General features: G+C 43.7%; 14 protein-coding genes. All 14 read right to left on the bottom strand.

The features are described from left to right. Positions 1-14 precede the first annotated feature (14 nt). A complete protein-coding gene (locus LCU_RS09445) occupies positions 15-671 on the bottom strand; it encodes a metal-dependent transcriptional regulator (RefSeq protein WP_035185906.1) in 657 nt (218 codons plus the stop codon). A gap of 261 nt (positions 672-932) precedes the next feature. Then, complete coding sequence (gene adhE / locus LCU_RS09440; RefSeq protein WP_004265139.1) at positions 933-3,518, bottom strand: bifunctional acetaldehyde-CoA/alcohol dehydrogenase; 2,586 nt, start codon at positions 3,516-3,518, stop codon at positions 933-935. 220 nt (positions 3,519-3,738) lie between these two features. Further along, positions 3,739-4,092 carry a preprotein translocase subunit YajC gene (yajC, locus tag LCU_RS09435; RefSeq protein WP_004265163.1) on the bottom strand — a complete coding sequence of 118 codons (354 nt, stop codon included), beginning with the start codon at positions 4,090-4,092 and terminating at the stop codon, positions 3,739-3,741. Between the two features lie 71 nt (positions 4,093-4,163). Next, complete coding sequence (gene tgt, locus LCU_RS09430) at positions 4,164-5,306, bottom strand: tRNA guanosine(34) transglycosylase Tgt (protein ID WP_004265103.1); 1,143 nt, start codon at positions 5,304-5,306, stop codon at positions 4,164-4,166. Between the two features lie 22 nt (positions 5,307-5,328). After that, positions 5,329-5,850: a GNAT family N-acetyltransferase gene (locus LCU_RS09425; protein WP_004265027.1), complete on the bottom strand. Its 522-nt coding sequence runs from the start codon at positions 5,848-5,850 to the stop codon at positions 5,329-5,331. A gap of 27 nt (positions 5,851-5,877) precedes the next feature. Beyond that, on the bottom strand, positions 5,878-6,909 hold the full coding sequence (queA, locus tag LCU_RS09420; protein WP_004265030.1) for a tRNA preQ1(34) S-adenosylmethionine ribosyltransferase-isomerase QueA: 1,032 nt from the start codon (positions 6,907-6,909) through the stop codon (positions 5,878-5,880). 14 nt (positions 6,910-6,923) lie between these two features. Then, a complete protein-coding gene (ruvB, locus tag LCU_RS09415) occupies positions 6,924-7,931 on the bottom strand; it encodes a Holliday junction branch migration DNA helicase RuvB (RefSeq protein ID WP_004265034.1) in 1,008 nt (335 codons plus the stop codon). Between the two features lie 14 nt (positions 7,932-7,945). After that, entirely contained in the window at positions 7,946-8,557 is a 612-nt protein-coding gene (gene ruvA / locus LCU_RS09410) for a Holliday junction branch migration protein RuvA (RefSeq protein WP_004265116.1), read from the bottom strand. 134 nt (positions 8,558-8,691) lie between these two features. Next, entirely contained in the window at positions 8,692-9,261 is a 570-nt protein-coding gene (locus LCU_RS09405) for an LOG family protein (RefSeq protein WP_004265105.1), read from the bottom strand. Further along, a complete protein-coding gene (locus tag LCU_RS09400) occupies positions 9,261-9,818 on the bottom strand; it encodes a Maf family protein (RefSeq protein WP_039098684.1) in 558 nt (185 codons plus the stop codon). The genes LCU_RS09405 and LCU_RS09400 overlap by 1 nt, the downstream gene beginning before the upstream one ends. Continuing rightward, positions 9,818-11,767 (bottom strand): DNA mismatch repair endonuclease MutL, encoded by a 1,950-nt coding sequence (gene mutL / locus LCU_RS09395; protein ID WP_039098683.1) that lies wholly within the window; start codon positions 11,765-11,767, stop codon positions 9,818-9,820. Before mutL ends, LCU_RS09400 begins: the two co-directional genes overlap by 1 nt. Positions 11,768-12,047: 280 nt before the next feature. Further along, the gene (gene mutS, locus LCU_RS09390) at positions 12,048-14,633 is read right to left on the bottom strand and encodes a DNA mismatch repair protein MutS (RefSeq protein WP_056967078.1); all 2,586 of its coding nucleotides are present in this window, start codon (positions 14,631-14,633) and stop codon (positions 12,048-12,050) included. 45 nt (positions 14,634-14,678) lie between these two features. Beyond that, positions 14,679-15,482, bottom strand: coding sequence for a TIGR00282 family metallophosphoesterase (locus LCU_RS09385; RefSeq protein ID WP_004265113.1), 804 nt, complete (start codon positions 15,480-15,482; stop codon positions 14,679-14,681). 615 nt (positions 15,483-16,097) lie between these two features. Then, complete coding sequence (locus LCU_RS09380) at positions 16,098-17,927, bottom strand: APC family permease (protein WP_004265141.1); 1,830 nt, start codon at positions 17,925-17,927, stop codon at positions 16,098-16,100. Between the last annotated feature and the right edge of the window lie 71 nt (positions 17,928-17,998).

Raw genomic sequence — 17,998 nt, 5'->3', positions numbered from 1 at the left:
CACTTTCATATAAATTAATTTTGTGGCGTCACAAAGATGTGTTGTGCCGCTTTGAGGCCGATTTGGATTTCTGTTTGACTCGTATTATTAAAAACAGTCAACGGACTTTCGAAGAGGCCAACCTTTTGGAGCGTCACACTGTCACCGACTGACAAGCCGATTTCCAGTGTATATTTTAATAAGTCATTATCATCCAATACGCGATCGATAATCGCCGTTTCACCCACTTGTAATGTTTCAAGTGCGATGTGACTTTGTTGTTCGAATTCCCCCTTGGCATTGGGTATAATCCCACCATGCGGGCAACGCGTTGGATGCCCCAAGAAATCAGCTAACCGTTCAGCCAAGTCGTGATTAGTAACATGTTCGAGTTGTTCTGCTTCTGGGTGCACCGTATTGAATTGATAATGTAACTTGTCGACTAAAAAAACTTCCCATAACCGATGATTGCGCACTAATAGGGCTGCTTCGCGGGCGCCTTCACTTGTTAGTTGAATTCCTTGGTAAGGTGTGTGGTTGACGTAGTTTTCCTTCACTAACTTATTGACCATTTCCGTGACTGATGCCGCCGAAACGTTCAATCCCGCTAGTATTTCCTTATTGGTAACTTTCTTTGCGTCGCCACCAAGTTCAAAAATAATTTTTAAATAGTCTTCTTTATTGGGTGTCATTGCCATCCAGATCCTTAATCAAGTTTGTCGACAAACTTTTCTTAGTTATCCCTGAACTAAATGAATGTCTACTTTCTATTATGCCTTATTTGTAATAATTTTCATACCATTAAGCTTCAATTTAGTCCCTTAAATAGTAAAAAATTAATCTCTTTTCAGCAACAAAAAAAGGCGGTAGACCGATTTGTTTCAGTCTACCGCCTTAAATTTGTGGTCGGGCTTCTCAAACCACTTATTCTAGCAAATCACTTGGTCAATTTGCTAGAATTCTGCTTCGAGAATCCCTTTCAATTCTTTAATTAATGGTTCTTTTGGATTGGTTACCGTACAGTTATCTTCATATGCCAGTTCTGCTAAATCATCAACGTGGCGATCAAAGTCGGCCTTTGTCACGCCATTATCACGTAAACGCATCTTGATGCCGATACTTTCCGCCAATGCAGTCACAGCATCTGCGTAAGCGGCCACCAGTTCTTCAGTCGTTTTACCTGGTAAACCGAGATAACGTGCAATTTCAGCATAATCTTCATCTGCTCTGAAGTAACTGTATTTAGCCCAGAGTGCCCGTTTCGTTGGTGTCTTAGCATTATAGCGAATGACATGCGGCATTGTAATGGCAATCATCAATCCGTGCGGCAAATTGAACGCGCCGCCCAGTTTGTGCGCCAGTGAATGGTTGATACCTAATAGCGCATTGGCAAACGCCATTCCCGCCATTGTTGACGCATCATGCATATTGGCTTTAGCTGTCTTATCGCCCGCATAACTCGCTTGTAAGTTATCAAACACTAATTTAATGGCTTGCAAACTGAGCCCTTTTGTATAATTTGACGCCATCGCTGATACGTAACTTTCAGTCGCGTGGCATAAAACGTCCATCCCAGTATGCGCAACCACGCGGGGTGGCACACTTTCGATGAATTGACTATCCACAATTGCCACATCTGGTGTTAACGCATAATCTGCCAATGGATATTTGATGTGCGTTTCACTATCAGTAATGACCGCAAACGGCGTTACTTCAGAACCCGTTCCAGAAGTGGTTGGGATACAGATTAGTTTCGTCCGATCGAGGTTTGGGAACTTGTAAGTCCGTTTCCGAATATCTAAGAATTTTTGCTTAGCGCCAAAGAAGTCGGCATCTTCTGAATCATAGAATAACCACATCCCTTTGGCCGCATCCATGACTGAGCCCCCACCAATAGCAACAATTGTATCGGGTTTGAAGCGTTTCATCACTTCGGCGCCTTTATAAATGGTATCGGTTGATGGATCTGGCTCGACATCGGCAAATACTTGGACCTGCACTTGATCTGTGCGGCGCGCCAAGACGTCTTCAACAATTTGCACGTAACCTAAGTCGACCATCCCTTGATCAGCGACGATAAAAACCTTATGCAAGTCCGCCATTTTTTCTAAATAGTTGACTGAATTTTTTTCAAAATAGATTTTGCTGGGCAACTTCACCCATTGCATGTTATTCCGGCGCTTGGTTAGCGTCTTCACGTTCAACAAATCGATCGTTGAAACGTTGTGGGAGATTGAGTTATGGCCGTATGACCCACAGCCTAAGGTTAATGATGGTAACATGTCATTGTATAAATCACCAATCCCACCTTGTGCTGATGGTGTATTCACTAAGACCCGGCATGCTTTCATCCGTTTTGCAAATTCGAGTGGTAAAGCTTCATCCGTTGTATGCAACGAAGCCGTATGCCCAAGACCACCAAGATCTAGCATTGCTTCACAGAGTTGCAAGCCATCTTCGCGATCTTTAGCTTTAATCATCGCAAGTACGGGTGATAATTTTTCATGTGAGAGTGGATATTGGTGTCCAACACCTTTAATTTCAGCAATTAAAACTGGCGTATCTTCTGGAATATCGATCCCAGCTAGTTTGGCAATTTTAGCAGCAGATTGGCCTGGAATTGAAGGTCGGACCGCATTCTTATCTGGGTCGATTACTGCGTCATTGAGTGCTGATAATTCGCTTGGTTTAGCGAAGTAAACCCCTTGTGCTTGGAATTCCTTCTTCACTGCCGTATAAATTTCAGCATCAACAATTACGGCTTGTTCAGAAGCACAAATCATCCCGTTATCAAATGATTTCGAGAGGATTAAATCATTGACGGCTTGTTTGATGTTCGCCGAAGCTTCGATATACGCTGGCGCATTCCCAGCCCCAACCCCCAGTGCGGGTTTACCAGTTGAATAAGCGGCTTTCACCATCCCAGGACCACCAGTTGCTAAAACAGTTGCGACCCCTTCATGGTTCATTAAAGCCTGGGTAGCTGCAATACTTGGTTCTTCGATATATAAGAGTGCATCTGCTGGCATACCGGCTTTAACCGCTGCAGCTTTAATGACATTCAATGCTTCAGCCGAACAACGTTGCGCACTAGGATGGAAAGCAAAGATGATTGGATTCCGCGTTTTAATCGCGATCTCAGCTTTAAAAATCGTCGTCGAGGTTGGATTCGTGACTGGTGTTACACCAGCAATGACACCAACGGGTTCTGCAATCTTAGTGATGCCATGTTCTGGATCTTCTTCAATCACACCAACTGTTTTATTGTCTTTAATCGCATTCCAAATTTCCTCGGTTGCAAAAATATTCTTGATGGCTTTATCTTCATAAATCCCACGGCCAGTTTCTTCAACCGCCATCTTAGCGAGTGTCATATGTTGGTCTAACCCAGCAATCGCCATTTGATGGACAATATTATCAATCTTGGCTTGATCGAATGTTTCCAAAATTGCTAATGCCCGTTGTGCACGCGTCACTAAATCGGTGACCATTTCATTCACTGTGTTTTCAACCGTTTCAACTGCTGCTTTCTTAACCATATCGATTCCCTCCATGCCAATTAACTATTGTGATTTATTTAACAAAGTTAGTTTAGCGCATTTTGAGTTGTTTGTAAACTGTTTTGTGATTATAATTACAAATTTTATTTCTTAGTTAAAGGCGATTTATCTTTTAAAAGCCTACATTTGATAATAAATTTACTATATAATGCAAATAAAAAAGCGCTCGGTTGAAGTATTCAATCGAGCGCTCTCTGAATTATTTTGTATCTTCTTTTGTTTCTTCAACCGTTTCTTCTTCAACCACTGTTGCGGCTTCTGAAGCAGTTGGTGTTACTGTCCGGATTGCGCTCAAGTTAAACTTGAGGTAAACGCCGTCACAATCTAAGACAACGATTTTAGTATCTGTATTAACAGAATCAATCACACCGTGTAAACCACCGATTGTGATGACTGCGTCGCCTTTTTTCATTTGGTTCACCATTTCTTGGTGTTTTTGTTGTTGTTTCTTTTGTGGGCGCATTACCATGAAATACATCATTGCCATCATTAAAATTAAGATAACGAAGAAACTGGGATTAAAACCGCCGGCACCTAACACAAAGTTTGCCATTTAAAAAACCTCTTTTCAATTTTGTCTATTACTAACTCTATCAGACTTATCAAGCAACTTCCAGTGATTCACTAGAAATTCCGAGTGTTCTTTTCATTGTAACCATATTCTTCGAAGAACGCTTCTCTGAATTCCAATAAATTATCTTGTTCGATGGCATCTTGCACTTGATGCATCAAATTAATCAAGAAGTATAAGTTATGGTAACTCGTTAAATGAATCCCAAACGTTTCGTCCGCTTTAATCAAGTGGCGAATGTAAGCGCGGGTGTAGTTCTTGCAGACATAACAATCACACTTAGGATCCAGTGGGCGGAAGTCTTCTGAGTACTTCGCATTCTTAACCACTAATCGGCCTTGTGAGGTCATTGTTGTCCCATTACGGGCAATCCGGGTTGGCAACACGCAATCGAACATATCGACACCGCGAATCACACCATCGATTAAGGCATCAGGCGAACCGACGCCCATCAAGTACCGTGGTTTGTCTTCAGGCAACATTGGTGTTGTGAAATCAAGCACGCGATTCATTTCGCCTTTTGATTCACCAACTGATAAGCCACCGATTGAATAACCGGGGAAGTCCATCCCAACTAAATCGCGCGCACTTTGGCGGCGTAAGTCTTCAAAGCCGGCCCCTTGGACAATCCCAAATAGACCTTGTGTTGCTGGGTTTTGATGCGCAATCAAGCCCCGTTCAGCCCAACGTGATGTCCGTTCAACTGATTTTTTAACGTAGTCATAACTTTCAAAGAATGGTGGACATTCATCGAAACTCATCATGATATCGGCACCCAAAGCATTTTCGACTTGGATTGCTTTTTCAGGAGATAAGAACAGTTTTTCGCCGCTCAAATGACTCTTGAAGGCAACACCGTCTTCACTGATATCCCGTAATTTCGCAAGTGAGAACACTTGGAAACCACCAGAATCGGTTAACACACCGCGATCCCAGTTCATGAACTTATGAAGACCACCGGCTTTTTCAACGATGTCTTCCCCAGGTCGTAACCAGAGATGATAGGTGTTCGATAAAATAATGCCGGCACCCATTTCTTTTAATTCTTCAGGCGCCATTGTCTTAACACTGGCTTGGGTCCCAACTGGCATAAACATGGGTGTTTTAAACGTGCCATGTGGTGTCACAATTTCACCAAGGCGCGCCCTGGTATGTTTTTCTTTCTTGATTAAACGATACTTGATCGCTGGTTCCATTTAATCGACTCCAATTCTAGGATTATTGTTGGTTCAGTAATAATTGGTACGCATAGCGTTTCGGTGACGGACCGTTTGCAATGAAGATGTCACCACGATATTGAAAGCCTACTTTTTGAATCATATGTTGCATCGCCAAGTTATCAGGGTGCGTATCGATGCGTAAATCATGTGCGCCTCGTAAACTGGCAGCGGTCACCAATAAGGTTAAAAACTGTGTCCCGAGATGTTGGCCGTGGAAGGCACTATCGAGTGCGACACGGTGAATTGAAAAATAAGGTGTCGAACCAGATTGCCATTGACCATTGGTAATTGCTGCATAGCCAGGATCTTCAGTTGCTAGAATTGAGGCGACCCCAATCACCTGTTGGTCAGCCATCAGAATGTAACATAATTCTTGGCGAATCTCGTCTTCAAACTGAGTTTGATTAGGTTCACCTGCTTGCCATTGATTTATTTGGCGATCCTTTAAGGCGGCCTTTGCATGTTCGATAATCTCTAAAATCCGCGGTAAATCTGTAAACGTTGCTTTTCTCAAATACATCAATGCTGCCACCTCATTTTTGTCGAATTATTTAACAAACATGGCATCGCCGAAGCTAAAGAAACGATACCGTTCATCAACAGCGTGTTGATAAGCATTTAAGATGTTTTCGCGACCGGTAAATGAAGCGACCAACATCACTAAGGTTGATTTTGGTAAATGGAAGTTCGTGATGAATGCATCAACAGCTTTCCATTGATAACCAGGTTTGATAAAGATTGATGTCCAGCCACTATCAGCTTTGAGTTCACCATCAAACTTCGTCGCAATTGTTTCTAGCGTCCGAATGCTGGTTGTCCCCGTTGCCACGATGCGGCCACCGTTTTGTTTAACTTCATTCAACGTTGCAGCAGCTTCTTCTGTTAAACGGTAGAATTCGCTGTGCATTTTGTGATCTTCCACGTTGTCTTCTGAAACAGGCCGGAAAGTTCCCAACCCAACATGCAACGTTAAGTACACGAGTTTGATGCCTTTATCTTGCACCTTTTGCAAGAGTTCTTCTGTCCAGTGGAAGCCAGCAGTTGGTGCGGCAGCTGAACCTGGTTCTTTAGCATAAACGGTTTGATACATTTCTGGATCGTCTAATTTTTCTTTGATGTATGGTGGTAGAGGCATTTCGCCTAAGGCTTCTAGAATTTGCATGAAGATGCCATCATACTTAAATTCGATCATGCGGCCACCGTGTTCGAGTTCCTTGGTCACAACTGCTTTTAATTGACCATCACCAAAAACAACTTCGGTGCCGACTTTGGCCCGGCGTGCTGGCTTCATCAAAACTTCCCATTCATCGTCATGCGTGTTGTTTAAAAGCAAGACTTCTTCGTGGCCACCCGTATCCGGTTTGACACCGTATAAACGTGCTGGCAAGACCCGCGTATTGTTCATGACAACTGCATCGCCGGGATTTAATTCATCGATAATGTCGTAGAAAACTTTATCTTCTAGTGCGCCTGTTTTGTGATCCATCACCAATAAACGAGACGCTGCCCGTTCAATCATCGGTGTTTGAGCAATTAATTCTTCTGGTAAATTATAATCAAAATCTTCTGTTGAAACCATTGTGTAACCTCTTTCTAATTTTCTGAATAGGGAATGCCGAGATGTTCATAACCAGCGGGCGTCACAACACGTCCCCGCGGTGTCCGTTTTAAGAACCCAATCTGTAACAAATACGGTTCGTAAACGGCTTCGATTGTTTCATTTTCTTCACCAATATTAGCCGCAATCGTCTTTAGACCGACTGGACCGCCATGATAATAGTCAATCATCATCTGGAGAATCTTGCGGTCAATACTATCTAAGCCACGTACATCGACTTGTAGTTGACTAAGCGCATGGTCGGCAATCGCTTGATCAATTGCCGCTTGGTCCGCCACTTGAGCGTAATCGCGAATCCGTTTTAATAAGCGGTTCGCAATCCGCGGCGTCCCCCGCGAACGACGGGCAATCTCATGCGCGCCTTCTTGGACAATGGCCATGTTAAAGACATCTGCCGAGCGTTCAACGATATCGACCAAATCATCTTCATCATAGTATGCCATATGTTCGACGATTCCGAAACGATCACGTAACGGTGCCGACAATAAACCGGCCCGAGTCGTTGCGCCAATCAAGGTAAACGGTGGCAATGGAAAATGCACCGGGTGCGCAGTTGGCCCTTGTCCGACCACGATATCGATGTAGAAATCTTCCATCGCCGAATAAAGTAGTTCTTCGACCACTTTCGGCAAGCGATGAATTTCATCGATAAATAGTACATCACCAGGTTGTAACTCGTTCAACAATGCGACTAAATCGCCAGGCCGTTCAATTGCTGGCCCACTCGTCGTCCGAATCTGAACATGCAGTTCATTGGCAATCACCATCGCCAAGGTCGTCTTACCTAAACCAGGCGGGCCATATAATAGCACATGGTCCAACGACTCTTCCCGCTTTTTAGCGGCTTCAATATAAACCGCCAACTCATTTTTGACCCGGTCTTGACCGATATATTGCGCGAGGACTTGTGGCCGTAACGTCTTTTCAATACTTGTTTCTGCGAAATCTTCGTTTTCTGCGGAAACAATTCGTTCTTCTGCCATCCATTAGTCCTCCTTTATTTCTTCATTAATAAGCGTAAACCTTCACGTAAGTACTGATCCGTAGTTTGTGCATTGAAATCAGCCAGTGTTTTGGTAATCGCTTTGACTTCGCGGGCTGAATACCCAAGCGCGGTTAACGCCGCTAACGCATCGTTTAATTCTGGTGATTCACCAGGCGTACCAAGATCGATAGCCGTTTGACCAGCGAGCGTTTCGGTTTGTTCCAAATCACCGAGCTTGCCCTTTAAATCTAAGACAATTTGTTGGGCAGTCTTCTTGCCAACCCCAGGGAACTTGGTCAAATAGCTCACATCATCATTCATAATCGCTTGGATTAACCCAGAATGATCGCTATTGGCTAAGATGGCCAAGGCACTCTTAGGACCAATTCCAGAAACACTGATTAATTTTTGGAAAATTTGCTTTTCATCTAGATCGTAAAAACCAAATAACGTGATATCCGTATCACGAACCGCTTGATAGACATAAATCTGAACGATATCGGTCGTTGATTCGGTGTAACGATACGGATTAGCAACTTGCAATTGATAGCCGACGCCTTGAACTTCTAAGACGACATAGTACGGACTAACCGCCGTCACCAAACCTTTTAAATATTCATACATAAATTTACCTACTTTACGAGAACGTATATTTGCTTGTTAAATTGTAACATAAAATCCGAATCGTGAAACAGCCAGCAGCCAAAAAGCGTAAAAGAAGGGCCTAAGTGACCCCCGGCCAACTCAAACCCTAGCAATTAGTATTCACGAATCTTCGGCGGTTGGTAATCCTTGATAAAGGATGCCATCACACTGAACGAATCGGTAAATAAGTATTTTTCAAAATCGACCTGTGTTAAAAAACCTTCACTGACCATGTGGGCTAAAAATTGTTGTAACAAATCATAATAGCCTGCGACATTATAAAAAATGCAGGGACCATTTTGTTGCCCAATTCGCGCCCATGAAATAACTTCACTCATTTCTTCCAGCGTACCGGGACCACCCGGCAATGCGATAAACACATCTGCCAGTTCAATCATCTTGGCTTTACGCGCTGACATCGTATCAACCTTAATCATTTCGGTTAAACCTGGATGGACGAGTTCTTGCTGACTCATAAACCCTGGCATGACGCCGGTCACTTGTCCATCATGGGCTAACACCGTGTCGGCCACGGTGCCCATTAAACCAACTTGGGCGCCGCCATAAATCAAGCGCGCATTGCGCCCAGCAATCCAAGTGCCTAACGCCTTAGCCGCTTCCGTGTAGATTATTTTATTACCACTACTAGCGCCGCAATAAACGGCAATGTTTTGCGTTGCCATTAGTCAGCCTCCTTAGCGGTTAACAACCGAGCCACCGTACTGATGGGCAAGCCAACAACATTGTAAAAGTCACCGTTGATTTTCTCAACGAGCAGACTTCCCTGTCCCTGAATACCATAAGCACCAGCCTTATCCCGGTACTCTTCGGTGTCTAAATACGTTTCAATCATTTCATGACTTAACGGCCAGAACGTGACATCAGTTTGGACAACCGTTTTGCGGATTTCACCATCAATGGATAACCAAACACCTGTATAAGCTTGATGCGTGCTGCCACTCAATTGCCGTAACATTTCGGCTGCATCTTGACGATCATGTGGCTTACCGTAAATCGTGCCCTGAAAACTGACAACAGTATCAGCACTGAGCACAGTGGCCTGAGGATTCTTTTGGGCGATGGATTCACCCTTAAGTTGCGCCAACATCTGCACGTAGTCAGCTGGTGCCGTCACTGGTACCTGGCGTTCATCGATTGTTGCGGGTTGGACTTCGAAATCAGGCACGACTTTTTGTAAAAGTTCGCGGCGTCTTGGTGATTGTGATGCTAAGATAAACATTATTCGCCCTCCCAACTATGGTGTGGATCTTGAATCCGTTTAAACATTTTTTCTAAATCTTTTTGCGTGTAATGGATTAAAACCGGTCGGCCATGTGGACAGTTAAACGGATTTTCCGTCTGTGCCAGATCAACCAACAATGCTTTAGCTTGCGCATCATCTAAGTGATGGTGTGCCTTGATTGACTGTTTACAGCTGATCATAATCGCCGTTTTTTCACGGAAATGGGCAATGTCTAACTTCCCGTTTTCCAATACAGTGTCAATCATCTCGCGAATCGTTGCTTCTTCTTGGCCTTGCGCAATCCACGTCGGATGACTATGGATAACAAAACTATTTTGGCCGAAGCTCTCTAGCTGCACACCCACTGCGGCAAGGAGTTCCTTTTGTGCTTGAATCTTAATCGCATCACTATTGGGATATTCCAACACAAGGGGCACCAATAAATTCTGGGCGTCGTTGCTAACTTCACCAATTTTTTCGCGATAGTATTCATACTTAATCCGTTCTTGAGCAGCATGTTGATCTAAGATGTAAAAGCCATCTTCACCTTCTGCTAATAAGAATGTATTGTGCAGTTGTCCAATATAGCGTAACGCTGGGAAACGCTCAATGGGTGCTGCATCATCTTCAGGTTGTTCACCAAACGGATTTCCGATCGCCTCTGCTTCGTACTTATCATCCCACCGGGCCAATTGTTGGGGTTGTTCAAATATCGGCAGGCTATTTAAATTAGGATTAGCAGTTGGTTCTCGTTTAAGGGGTGTTTCGGTTTCCGCAATTTGCGCTGCCGCTTGCATTTCAGTTTTAACCGGCTTTTCAGGAACTGTTTGGGGCTGAATTGGCCGCACCGTACCAGTCGCATTGCGCCGTTGACTCGTAATTTGGTTTAAATCCATTTGAAGCTGGTCCACATCGACCGGTTTCGTTTGTTTTAGATTCTGCACTGCATCGGGAATTAAATTCTCGGTGCTGAGTCGCTCACGAATTGCTTTTTCAATCAACGCCATCAAAGCAGGTTCCTTACTCAAGCGGACTTCTTGCTTGGTCGGATGGACATTGACATCGATTAACAGTGGATCCATTTGAATATTTAAAACGACGACTGGATAACGGCCGACCATTAATTTTGAACCGTAACCCTTGATAATCGCCTTATTCAATTGATAATTCTTGATATAACGACCATTAATCAACACTGAAATGTAATTACGACTGGCCCGCGTTAGTTTCGGTAGCGATACATAGCCGGTTAATTTAAAATCGAGATCTTCTGCACTGACTGGCAAGAGTTGCTTAGCCATTGTAACGCCATAGATCCCGGCAATCGTCTGTTGTAAATCGTTATTACCCGCCGTTTTTAACAGCAGGTGATCATCATTGGTTAACGTGAACGCAATCTGAGGATGACTCATCGCCAAGCGATTGACGATATCGATCACGTTTGCCAATTCAGTCTGGAACGTCTTCACATATTTCAAGCGGGCTGGCGTGTTGAAGAATAAATCACGAACCGTGATTGCCGTCCCAGGGCGAATTGGATTAGTTTTCTGTTCTTCTAAGACGCCACCTTTAAAATGAGCAAATGTCCCTAACGAATCAGCGGTTGCCGTTTCAATCGTCAAATCGGACACTGACGCGATACTGGCTAACGCTTCACCCCGAAAGCCAAGTGACTGAATTTTGAAAAGATCCTGGCGCGTGGCAATCTTACTTGTCGCGTGTCGCTTAAATGCAGTGGGTACATCTTCCGGTTCAATCCCATCGCCGTTATCGATGACTTGAATCAATTGCAAACCAGCCTGTTCAATCACGATGTCAATTTGAGTACTATTGGCGTCAATCGCATTTTCTGCCAACTCTTTGACAACTGAAGCTGGCCGCTCAATTACTTCGCCCGCCGCAATTTGGTTACTTAATATTTCTGACAGTTCATGAATTTTCCCCATTAGCGTTCTCCTTTTTCTGACGTGTGGGTATTTAGTGCTAAAACGTGCTTTTCAAGCTAACTTTCTGCGCTTAGCGCTGTGAATCAAATCATCGACTGCGTCGCTAATTCGCTTCCCTGTGCTAATGCTCAAAAGTTGGACAAGCTTGAATACACTCTTATCCGAAACGTGCTTTCATCAACAACTTCTTCCGCTTTACCCCACTTGCCAAATCGGCGATTACATCGCCAATTCGTCAAGTGCTGTAAATGCTCAGAAGTTACCCGTTGATGACGCACTCTTATTTGTTTAATTCCTTTTGCCATTTGTATAGCATGTTTAGCGCGTCTAGTGGTGTGGCGCTCATTAAGTCGAATTGTTTAACCGCCGCTAGGACTTTAGCTGCTTTTGGATCCGCTTGTGGTGCCACTTCTGGTTCGAATAGTGAAATTTGTTCATCCACTTCTTCAACCGGTTCAGCAGCCGGCACGACAGCTGCCTTTGGTTTATCTTCTAATTGATCCAAGATGATATCTGCGCGGTTCAACAACGGTGTCGGCATCCCCGCTAATTTAGCCACGTGAATCCCGTATGACTTATCAGCTGGGCCAGCCAGCATCTTGTGTAAAAAGACTAACTCGCCATTTTCTTCAACTGCCCCGACGTGGACGTTTTTCAATGCGGTTAGTGAATCCGCTAAGCTGGTCAATTCGTGATAATGCGTTGAAAAGAGTGTCTTGGCATGCACGTTGTCGTGAATGTATTCAATAATCGCTTGGGCCAAGGCCATTCCATCATAGGTGGCTGTTCCGCGTCCGATTTCGTCAAAGAGAATCAAGCTATTTTGTGTCGCGTTCATAATCGCGCGATTGGCTTCCATCATTTCGACCATGAAGGTACTTTGACCGGAAATTAAATCATCGGCCGCACCAATGCGCGTAAAGATCTGATCAAAAATCGGTAAGTTCGCAGATTTAGCCGGTACAAAACATCCCATCTGCGCCATGATGACCGTCAAAGCCAGTTGCCGCATGTACGTACTCTTCCCAGACATATTCGGACCAGTAATTAAGAGCATATCCGTATCGGTGCCCATTTGAACCGCGTTGGGAATGTATTTTTGGCGACCGAGCACTTTTTCAACCACTGGATGACGCCCATCCACTAAATCAATTTCGCGACTATCAGTCATTAATGTCGGCTGAACGTAGTGGTAGTTTTCACTGACTACGGCAAAACTTTGTAAGACATCAAGGGCCGCCACACTTTTAGCGAGGGTTTGAAGCCGTTCAATCTCCAACTTAACGGTTTCGCGAACTTGCGTGAATAACTCATATTCAAGCGCGGTTGAGCGTTCTTCGGCTTCTAAAATCAATTGTTCTTTCGCCTTTAATTCCGGTGTAATGAACCGTTCGGCGTTGGTTAAGGTTTGTTTCCGTTCATAACGCCCTTCAGGTAGCGCGTCTAAATTCGCACGTGTCACTTCGATATAGTAACCAAACACGCGATTAAAGCCAATTTTTAAATTATGAATCCCGGTAATTTCGCGTTCTTTAGCTTCAAGTTGTGCTAGCCATTGTTTCCCGTTAGACATCGCATCGCGATAATCATCTAATGTTTCGTTGTAACCCGATTGAATAATCCCACCGTCAGTCACTGAAATTGGCGCATCGGGATTGATGGCCGTTTCAATGAGCTCGCGTACATCATCAACCGGATCGAGTTGGTCTAACGCACGGTCAAAGGTCTGATCGTCATTAATGCCCGTTAAAATCGTTTTAATCGTTGGAATTTGTTCCAAGGAAGTCTTCAACTGAATTAAATCGCGGCCATTAACACTGCCAAATGCGACCCGACCTGCTAGCCGTTCTAGGTCATACACTTTTGTGAGGGCGTCTTGCAAGTTTGTCCGTTCAAAATAATGGTTCATGAAACTAGCGACTTGGCGTTGCCGGTTTTGAATCGCCTTTAAATCCAATAATGGCCGTTCTAACCATTGTTTTAATAACCGGCCACCCATTGCCGTCTTGGTTTCATCCAATAACCACAATAATGTCCCGCTCTTATGACCAGTGCGTAAAGAAGCCGTTAATTCAAGGTTCATCTTCGCAGAATGGTCTAATTTTAAATATTGGGATGGCTCGTACTCTTGGGCCCGTTGTAAATGCCCTAAATGGCGCTTTTGCGTCGTTGCCAAATACAAGACCAATTGTTTAATCACGGCCAGTTCAAGGGGCTGGGAGATGTTTTGTGAAACGAAACTGACTTCGGCCGTTGCATCGCCATCTTCTTGATACGACACGAGAATTTGTTGTTGAACAAACGCGTGCACAACCTCACTGGCAACACCGTGGTTAATGACAACTTCTTTGGTTTGTAAACTCAACATTTCGTTGAGCAATAAATCCAAACTCGCAATCTGGCTGACTTTCATCTCACCAGTTGATAAATCGGTATAAGCAAAGCCAAACTGATCGCCATCTGCCACCACTGCTGTTAAGTAATTATTTTGTTTGGCATGGCCGGCTTTTTCATCCATCATCGTTCCTGGTGTGACCAGTTGAATGACTTCCCGCTTGACCATCCCTTTAGCGGTTTTAGGATCTTCCATTTGTTCACAAATAGCAACCTTGTAACCTTGATCGACTAGAATATCGATGTAATTTTGGGCTGCATGGTGTGGTACCCCACACATTGGAATTGGATCATCCGCATTTTTATTGCGTGCTGTTAGTGTGAGTTCCAATAATTGTGAAGCTTTGACAGCATCATCATTAAAGAGTTCGTAAAAATCACCGAGGCGATAAAATAAAAAAGCGTCCGGATACTGATCCTTGACCTTTTGATATTGCGCCATCATTGGCGTTTCTTTCGTTTTTTGTGGCATGTTGTTAATCCCTCTCTCATTGACGTTGATCTGCTGCTAAGGTGCTTAAAATTGCGTATAGGGGTGATCTGGTGAAATCTGGATCGGTTTAATTGATTTAGCATGACCCGTTTTGTCATCAATTTCAATTAAACAGCCATTCAATTGACCCGGTCCTTCAGTCACTAATTCGAACCGTTCTGGCCGTTGTGTTTTAAACCGATTAATGATCTTTTCGCGCTTCACGCCTAGAATCCCGTTATAAGGGCCAGTCATCCCAGCATCCGTTAAAACGGCTGTGCCTTCAGGTAAGACGCGCGCATCGTTTGTTTGCACATGTGTATGGGTCCCAACTAACGCTGAAATCCGGCCATCAAGATACCAAGCAAGTGCGAGTTTTTCACTCGTCGTTTCGGCATGAAAATCAACGAAGATACAGTTGGTTTCTTTACTAATTTCAGCCACCATTTCATCTAACATTTCAAACGGATCAATTAGTAGTTCATTCATCAAGGCGCGCCCTTGTAAGTTAATCACGGCTAATTTGGCTTGATTGACGTTAATCATTGTCATCCCTTGCCCAGGCGTTCCTTTCGGAAAATTGGCCGGCCGCACTAATTTTTTAGCATCGTCGATGAATTCTAAAATATCGCGCTTATTCCAAGTATGATTGCCCATCGTAATCGCATCGGCCCCAGCTTGTAAAAGATTCTTATAATCCTTTTGAGTCATCCCCTTACCATCCGCGATGTTTTCGCCGTTGATAATGGTCACCTGTGGTTTGTATTGTTGCTTTAATGCTGGTAGGTAATCATTGATCATTTTTTGACCCATTGTGCCCACTGTATCACCAATAAATAAAATTCGCATGTTGCGCCCCTTAATGTTCTTTCTCAGACTTTGATATAGCTTCTATTGTAGCAATTTTTGCCCAGAATAAAAAGTTTTGCTGTACCCGTAGAAAAACAAAAAAAGCCCCGCGCACCGAAAAGGTGAGCGGGGCTGATAATGTGCTTTTCAAACCATGTTCCTGCGTTTAGCCTAATTAGCCAACCAATCGACTTCGTCGCTTATTCGTCTAATTTTGCTAATCCTCAGAACATAATCGGTTTGAACACACTTCTTCTTTTAACGTGCTTTTTGAAACTGACTCTTGCGCTTAGCTACAATCCGCAAACGATCAACTCCGTCGCTCATTCACAGATTTAGGCTAATGCTCAAAGTCAAACCGTTTCAAACACACTTCTCTTCTAACGTGCTTTTAGTTGCACCAACTTCCGCTTAATCTAAAATTGGCAGTCATCCCACAACTCGGGATAACTGCCAATTTTGTATTAATGCTCGGTTGCTAAACGCACTTCTTTCTTTAACGCGCTCCTCGATCAGTCTTTTCCGGTTAACTGCAAAATGAGCATCATGGCAAGAACCGCCACAATGCCCATTTTACTGTTAATCCTCAAAGCCTACTCAGATCGAGTCGCACTTCTAGTGTTTTAAGTGATAACTATATGTTGAAATAATAATGTTTTCGCGGTTTGCAAATGCCGTTCTTAGTCTTAGACTTGATTGGTTATGCAAAATGTTTTGCCATGGTTTTCTTGGTACGAATTGTGGGACCAAGACCGTGGTTGTAAAGTTCCGTTTTTGCGCATTCTTGCTAACAATGTCAACAAAGCGAACAATTGGTTTTTGAATTGACCGGTATGATGAATGGACATCGACGAACCGGACATTCGGAAAATCTTCCTTGAATTCAGCTTGAATTTCACGTTCCTTGGCTGGATTTTCATCCGTTGAGACATGCATCGCAATCACATAATCCCCGATTGATTGTGCGTAATCTAGCGCACCACGGGTTACTTGGGTCACGTTGCTGACCAAGACAATCACAGTTGAACCGTCATAATCATGCAAGACGGCTTCTTTAGCACTCACGCGTAGTTGAAGCGCCACTTTCTTGTAATGATCATGAATCTTATAGAAAATCCAAATCATAACAGGCATGATGATGAAGAATGGCCAGATATCAGGTAAGCGATAAACGAAGAGAATGACTAAGATAGCAAACGAAATCAAAGCGCCAACAAAATTGGCAATTGATTTACCAAACCAATTCTTTGGTCGTTCGACCCACCACTTGCGCAACATCCCAGATTGAGAAAGCGTAAATGGAATGAACACACCAACCGCATAAAGTGGAATCAAGCGTGATGTATCCCCGTTAAAGATGAAAATCAATGCCATTGAACCAATCGCCAATGTAATAATCCCGTTTGAATAACCTAAACGATCGCCACGATCCATGTACATGTGTGGCATATATTTGTCTTTGGCTAAATTATACGCTAACACTGGAAAAGCGGAGAATCCAGTATTCGCAGCGACGGCTAAAATAAAGGCCGTTGCAAATTGCACAATATAGAATAAAAAGCCTTTCCCAAAGGTGTGTTGGGCCACTTGTGATAGAACAGTTACTTTTTCTGCTGGTACAATGCCGTACCAGTAGTTTAAAAATGTAATCCCAGCAAAGAAGAAACCTAAGATGGCTGCCATGATTGCTAATGTTTCAGCCGCGTTTGTTGCACGTGGCTTCTTGAAAAATGGTACCGCATTACTGATGGCTTCAACCCCAGTTAATGATGATGAACCTGATGAGAAGGCTCTAAAAATCAACGCCATCGAAACACCTGGTACAACAGCCCCAACGGTTGATGTTGCGTGGAACGGAATCGCACCTGTGAAGATCTTATAACACCCAACGATGATCATTAAAGTCATCATCAAGACGAATAAGTAAACGGGCACCATTAAAAATGATGCTGATTCACGCATCCCACGTAGATTCATTCCCATCAAGATCAAAACGATAATGAAGGAAATCCCTACTTGATGCCCATACAATGCCGGAATGGCCGAGGTGATCGCTTCCGCACCCGCGGAAATACTAACCGCAACGGTTAACATGTAATCCACAAGCAGTGAACCACCTGCCACTAAACCAGCATTTTTCCCCAAATTTTCACTGGAAACAACGTAGGCGCCACCACCACCTGGATAGGCGTGGATCACTTGGCGATATGACAAAGTTAATGACAATAGCAATACGAGCACAAAGGCTGCGATTGGAATTGAATACCAAATTGCCGCGGCCGAAAGGGTCGTCAATACGATGACGATTTCTTCTGTCCCGTAGGCCACTGATGACAATGCATCAGAAGATAGCATCGCTAACGCTTTAAAGCGTCCTAATTTTTGATTACCCTCATCGGAAGATTTTAACGGTTTCCCGATAAAAATCCGTTTTAACTGTTGCATAGCAATATGACCCCTTTAAATAATATTTCTAACATAAAAAGCCCTCATGTGAATATCATTCGTCGCAATCC

Origin of the sequence: Latilactobacillus curvatus JCM 1096 = DSM 20019 (assembly GCF_004101845.1) — a bacterium.
Taxonomy (GTDB): Bacteria; Bacillota; Bacilli; order Lactobacillales; family Lactobacillaceae; genus Latilactobacillus; species Latilactobacillus curvatus.
Note: the sequence above shows the minus strand (reverse complement) of the source record. Positions and strands in the feature narration are given on the sequence as shown.

What these genes read in the sequence shown, in the direction of transcription:
- ruvA (WP_004265116.1), bottom strand. Translation starts at nt 8,557, where the DNA reads ATGTATGAATATTTAAAAGGTTTGGTGACGGCGGTTAGTCCGTACTAT.
- LCU_RS09445 (WP_035185906.1), bottom strand. Translation starts at nt 671, where the DNA reads ATGACACCCAATAAAGAAGACTATTTAAAAATTATTTTTGAACTTGGT.
- yajC (WP_004265163.1), bottom strand. Translation starts at nt 4,092, where the DNA reads ATGGCAAACTTTGTGTTAGGTGCCGGCGGTTTTAATCCCAGTTTCTTC.
- tgt (WP_004265103.1), bottom strand. Translation starts at nt 5,306, where the DNA reads ATGGAACCAGCGATCAAGTATCGTTTAATCAAGAAAGAAAAACATACC.
- LCU_RS09385 (WP_004265113.1), bottom strand. Translation starts at nt 15,482, where the DNA reads ATGCGAATTTTATTTATTGGTGATACAGTGGGCACAATGGGTCAAAAA.
- queA (WP_004265030.1), bottom strand. Translation starts at nt 6,909, where the DNA reads ATGGTTTCAACAGAAGATTTTGATTATAATTTACCAGAAGAATTAATT.
- ruvB (WP_004265034.1), bottom strand. Translation starts at nt 7,931, where the DNA reads ATGGCAGAAGAACGAATTGTTTCCGCAGAAAACGAAGATTTCGCAGAA.
- LCU_RS09425 (WP_004265027.1), bottom strand. Translation starts at nt 5,850, where the DNA reads ATGTATTTGAGAAAAGCAACGTTTACAGATTTACCGCGGATTTTAGAG.
- mutL (WP_039098683.1), bottom strand. Translation starts at nt 11,767, where the DNA reads ATGGGGAAAATTCATGAACTGTCAGAAATATTAAGTAACCAAATTGCG.
- LCU_RS09380 (WP_004265141.1), bottom strand. Translation starts at nt 17,927, where the DNA reads ATGCAACAGTTAAAACGGATTTTTATCGGGAAACCGTTAAAATCTTCC.
- adhE (WP_004265139.1), bottom strand. Translation starts at nt 3,518, where the DNA reads ATGGTTAAGAAAGCAGCAGTTGAAACGGTTGAAAACACAGTGAATGAA.
- LCU_RS09400 (WP_039098684.1), bottom strand. Translation starts at nt 9,818, where the DNA reads ATGTTTATCTTAGCATCACAATCACCAAGACGCCGCGAACTTTTACAA.
- mutS (WP_056967078.1), bottom strand. Translation starts at nt 14,633, where the DNA reads ATGCCACAAAAAACGAAAGAAACGCCAATGATGGCGCAATATCAAAAG.
- LCU_RS09405 (WP_004265105.1), bottom strand. Translation starts at nt 9,261, where the DNA reads ATGGCAACGCAAAACATTGCCGTTTATTGCGGCGCTAGTAGTGGTAAT.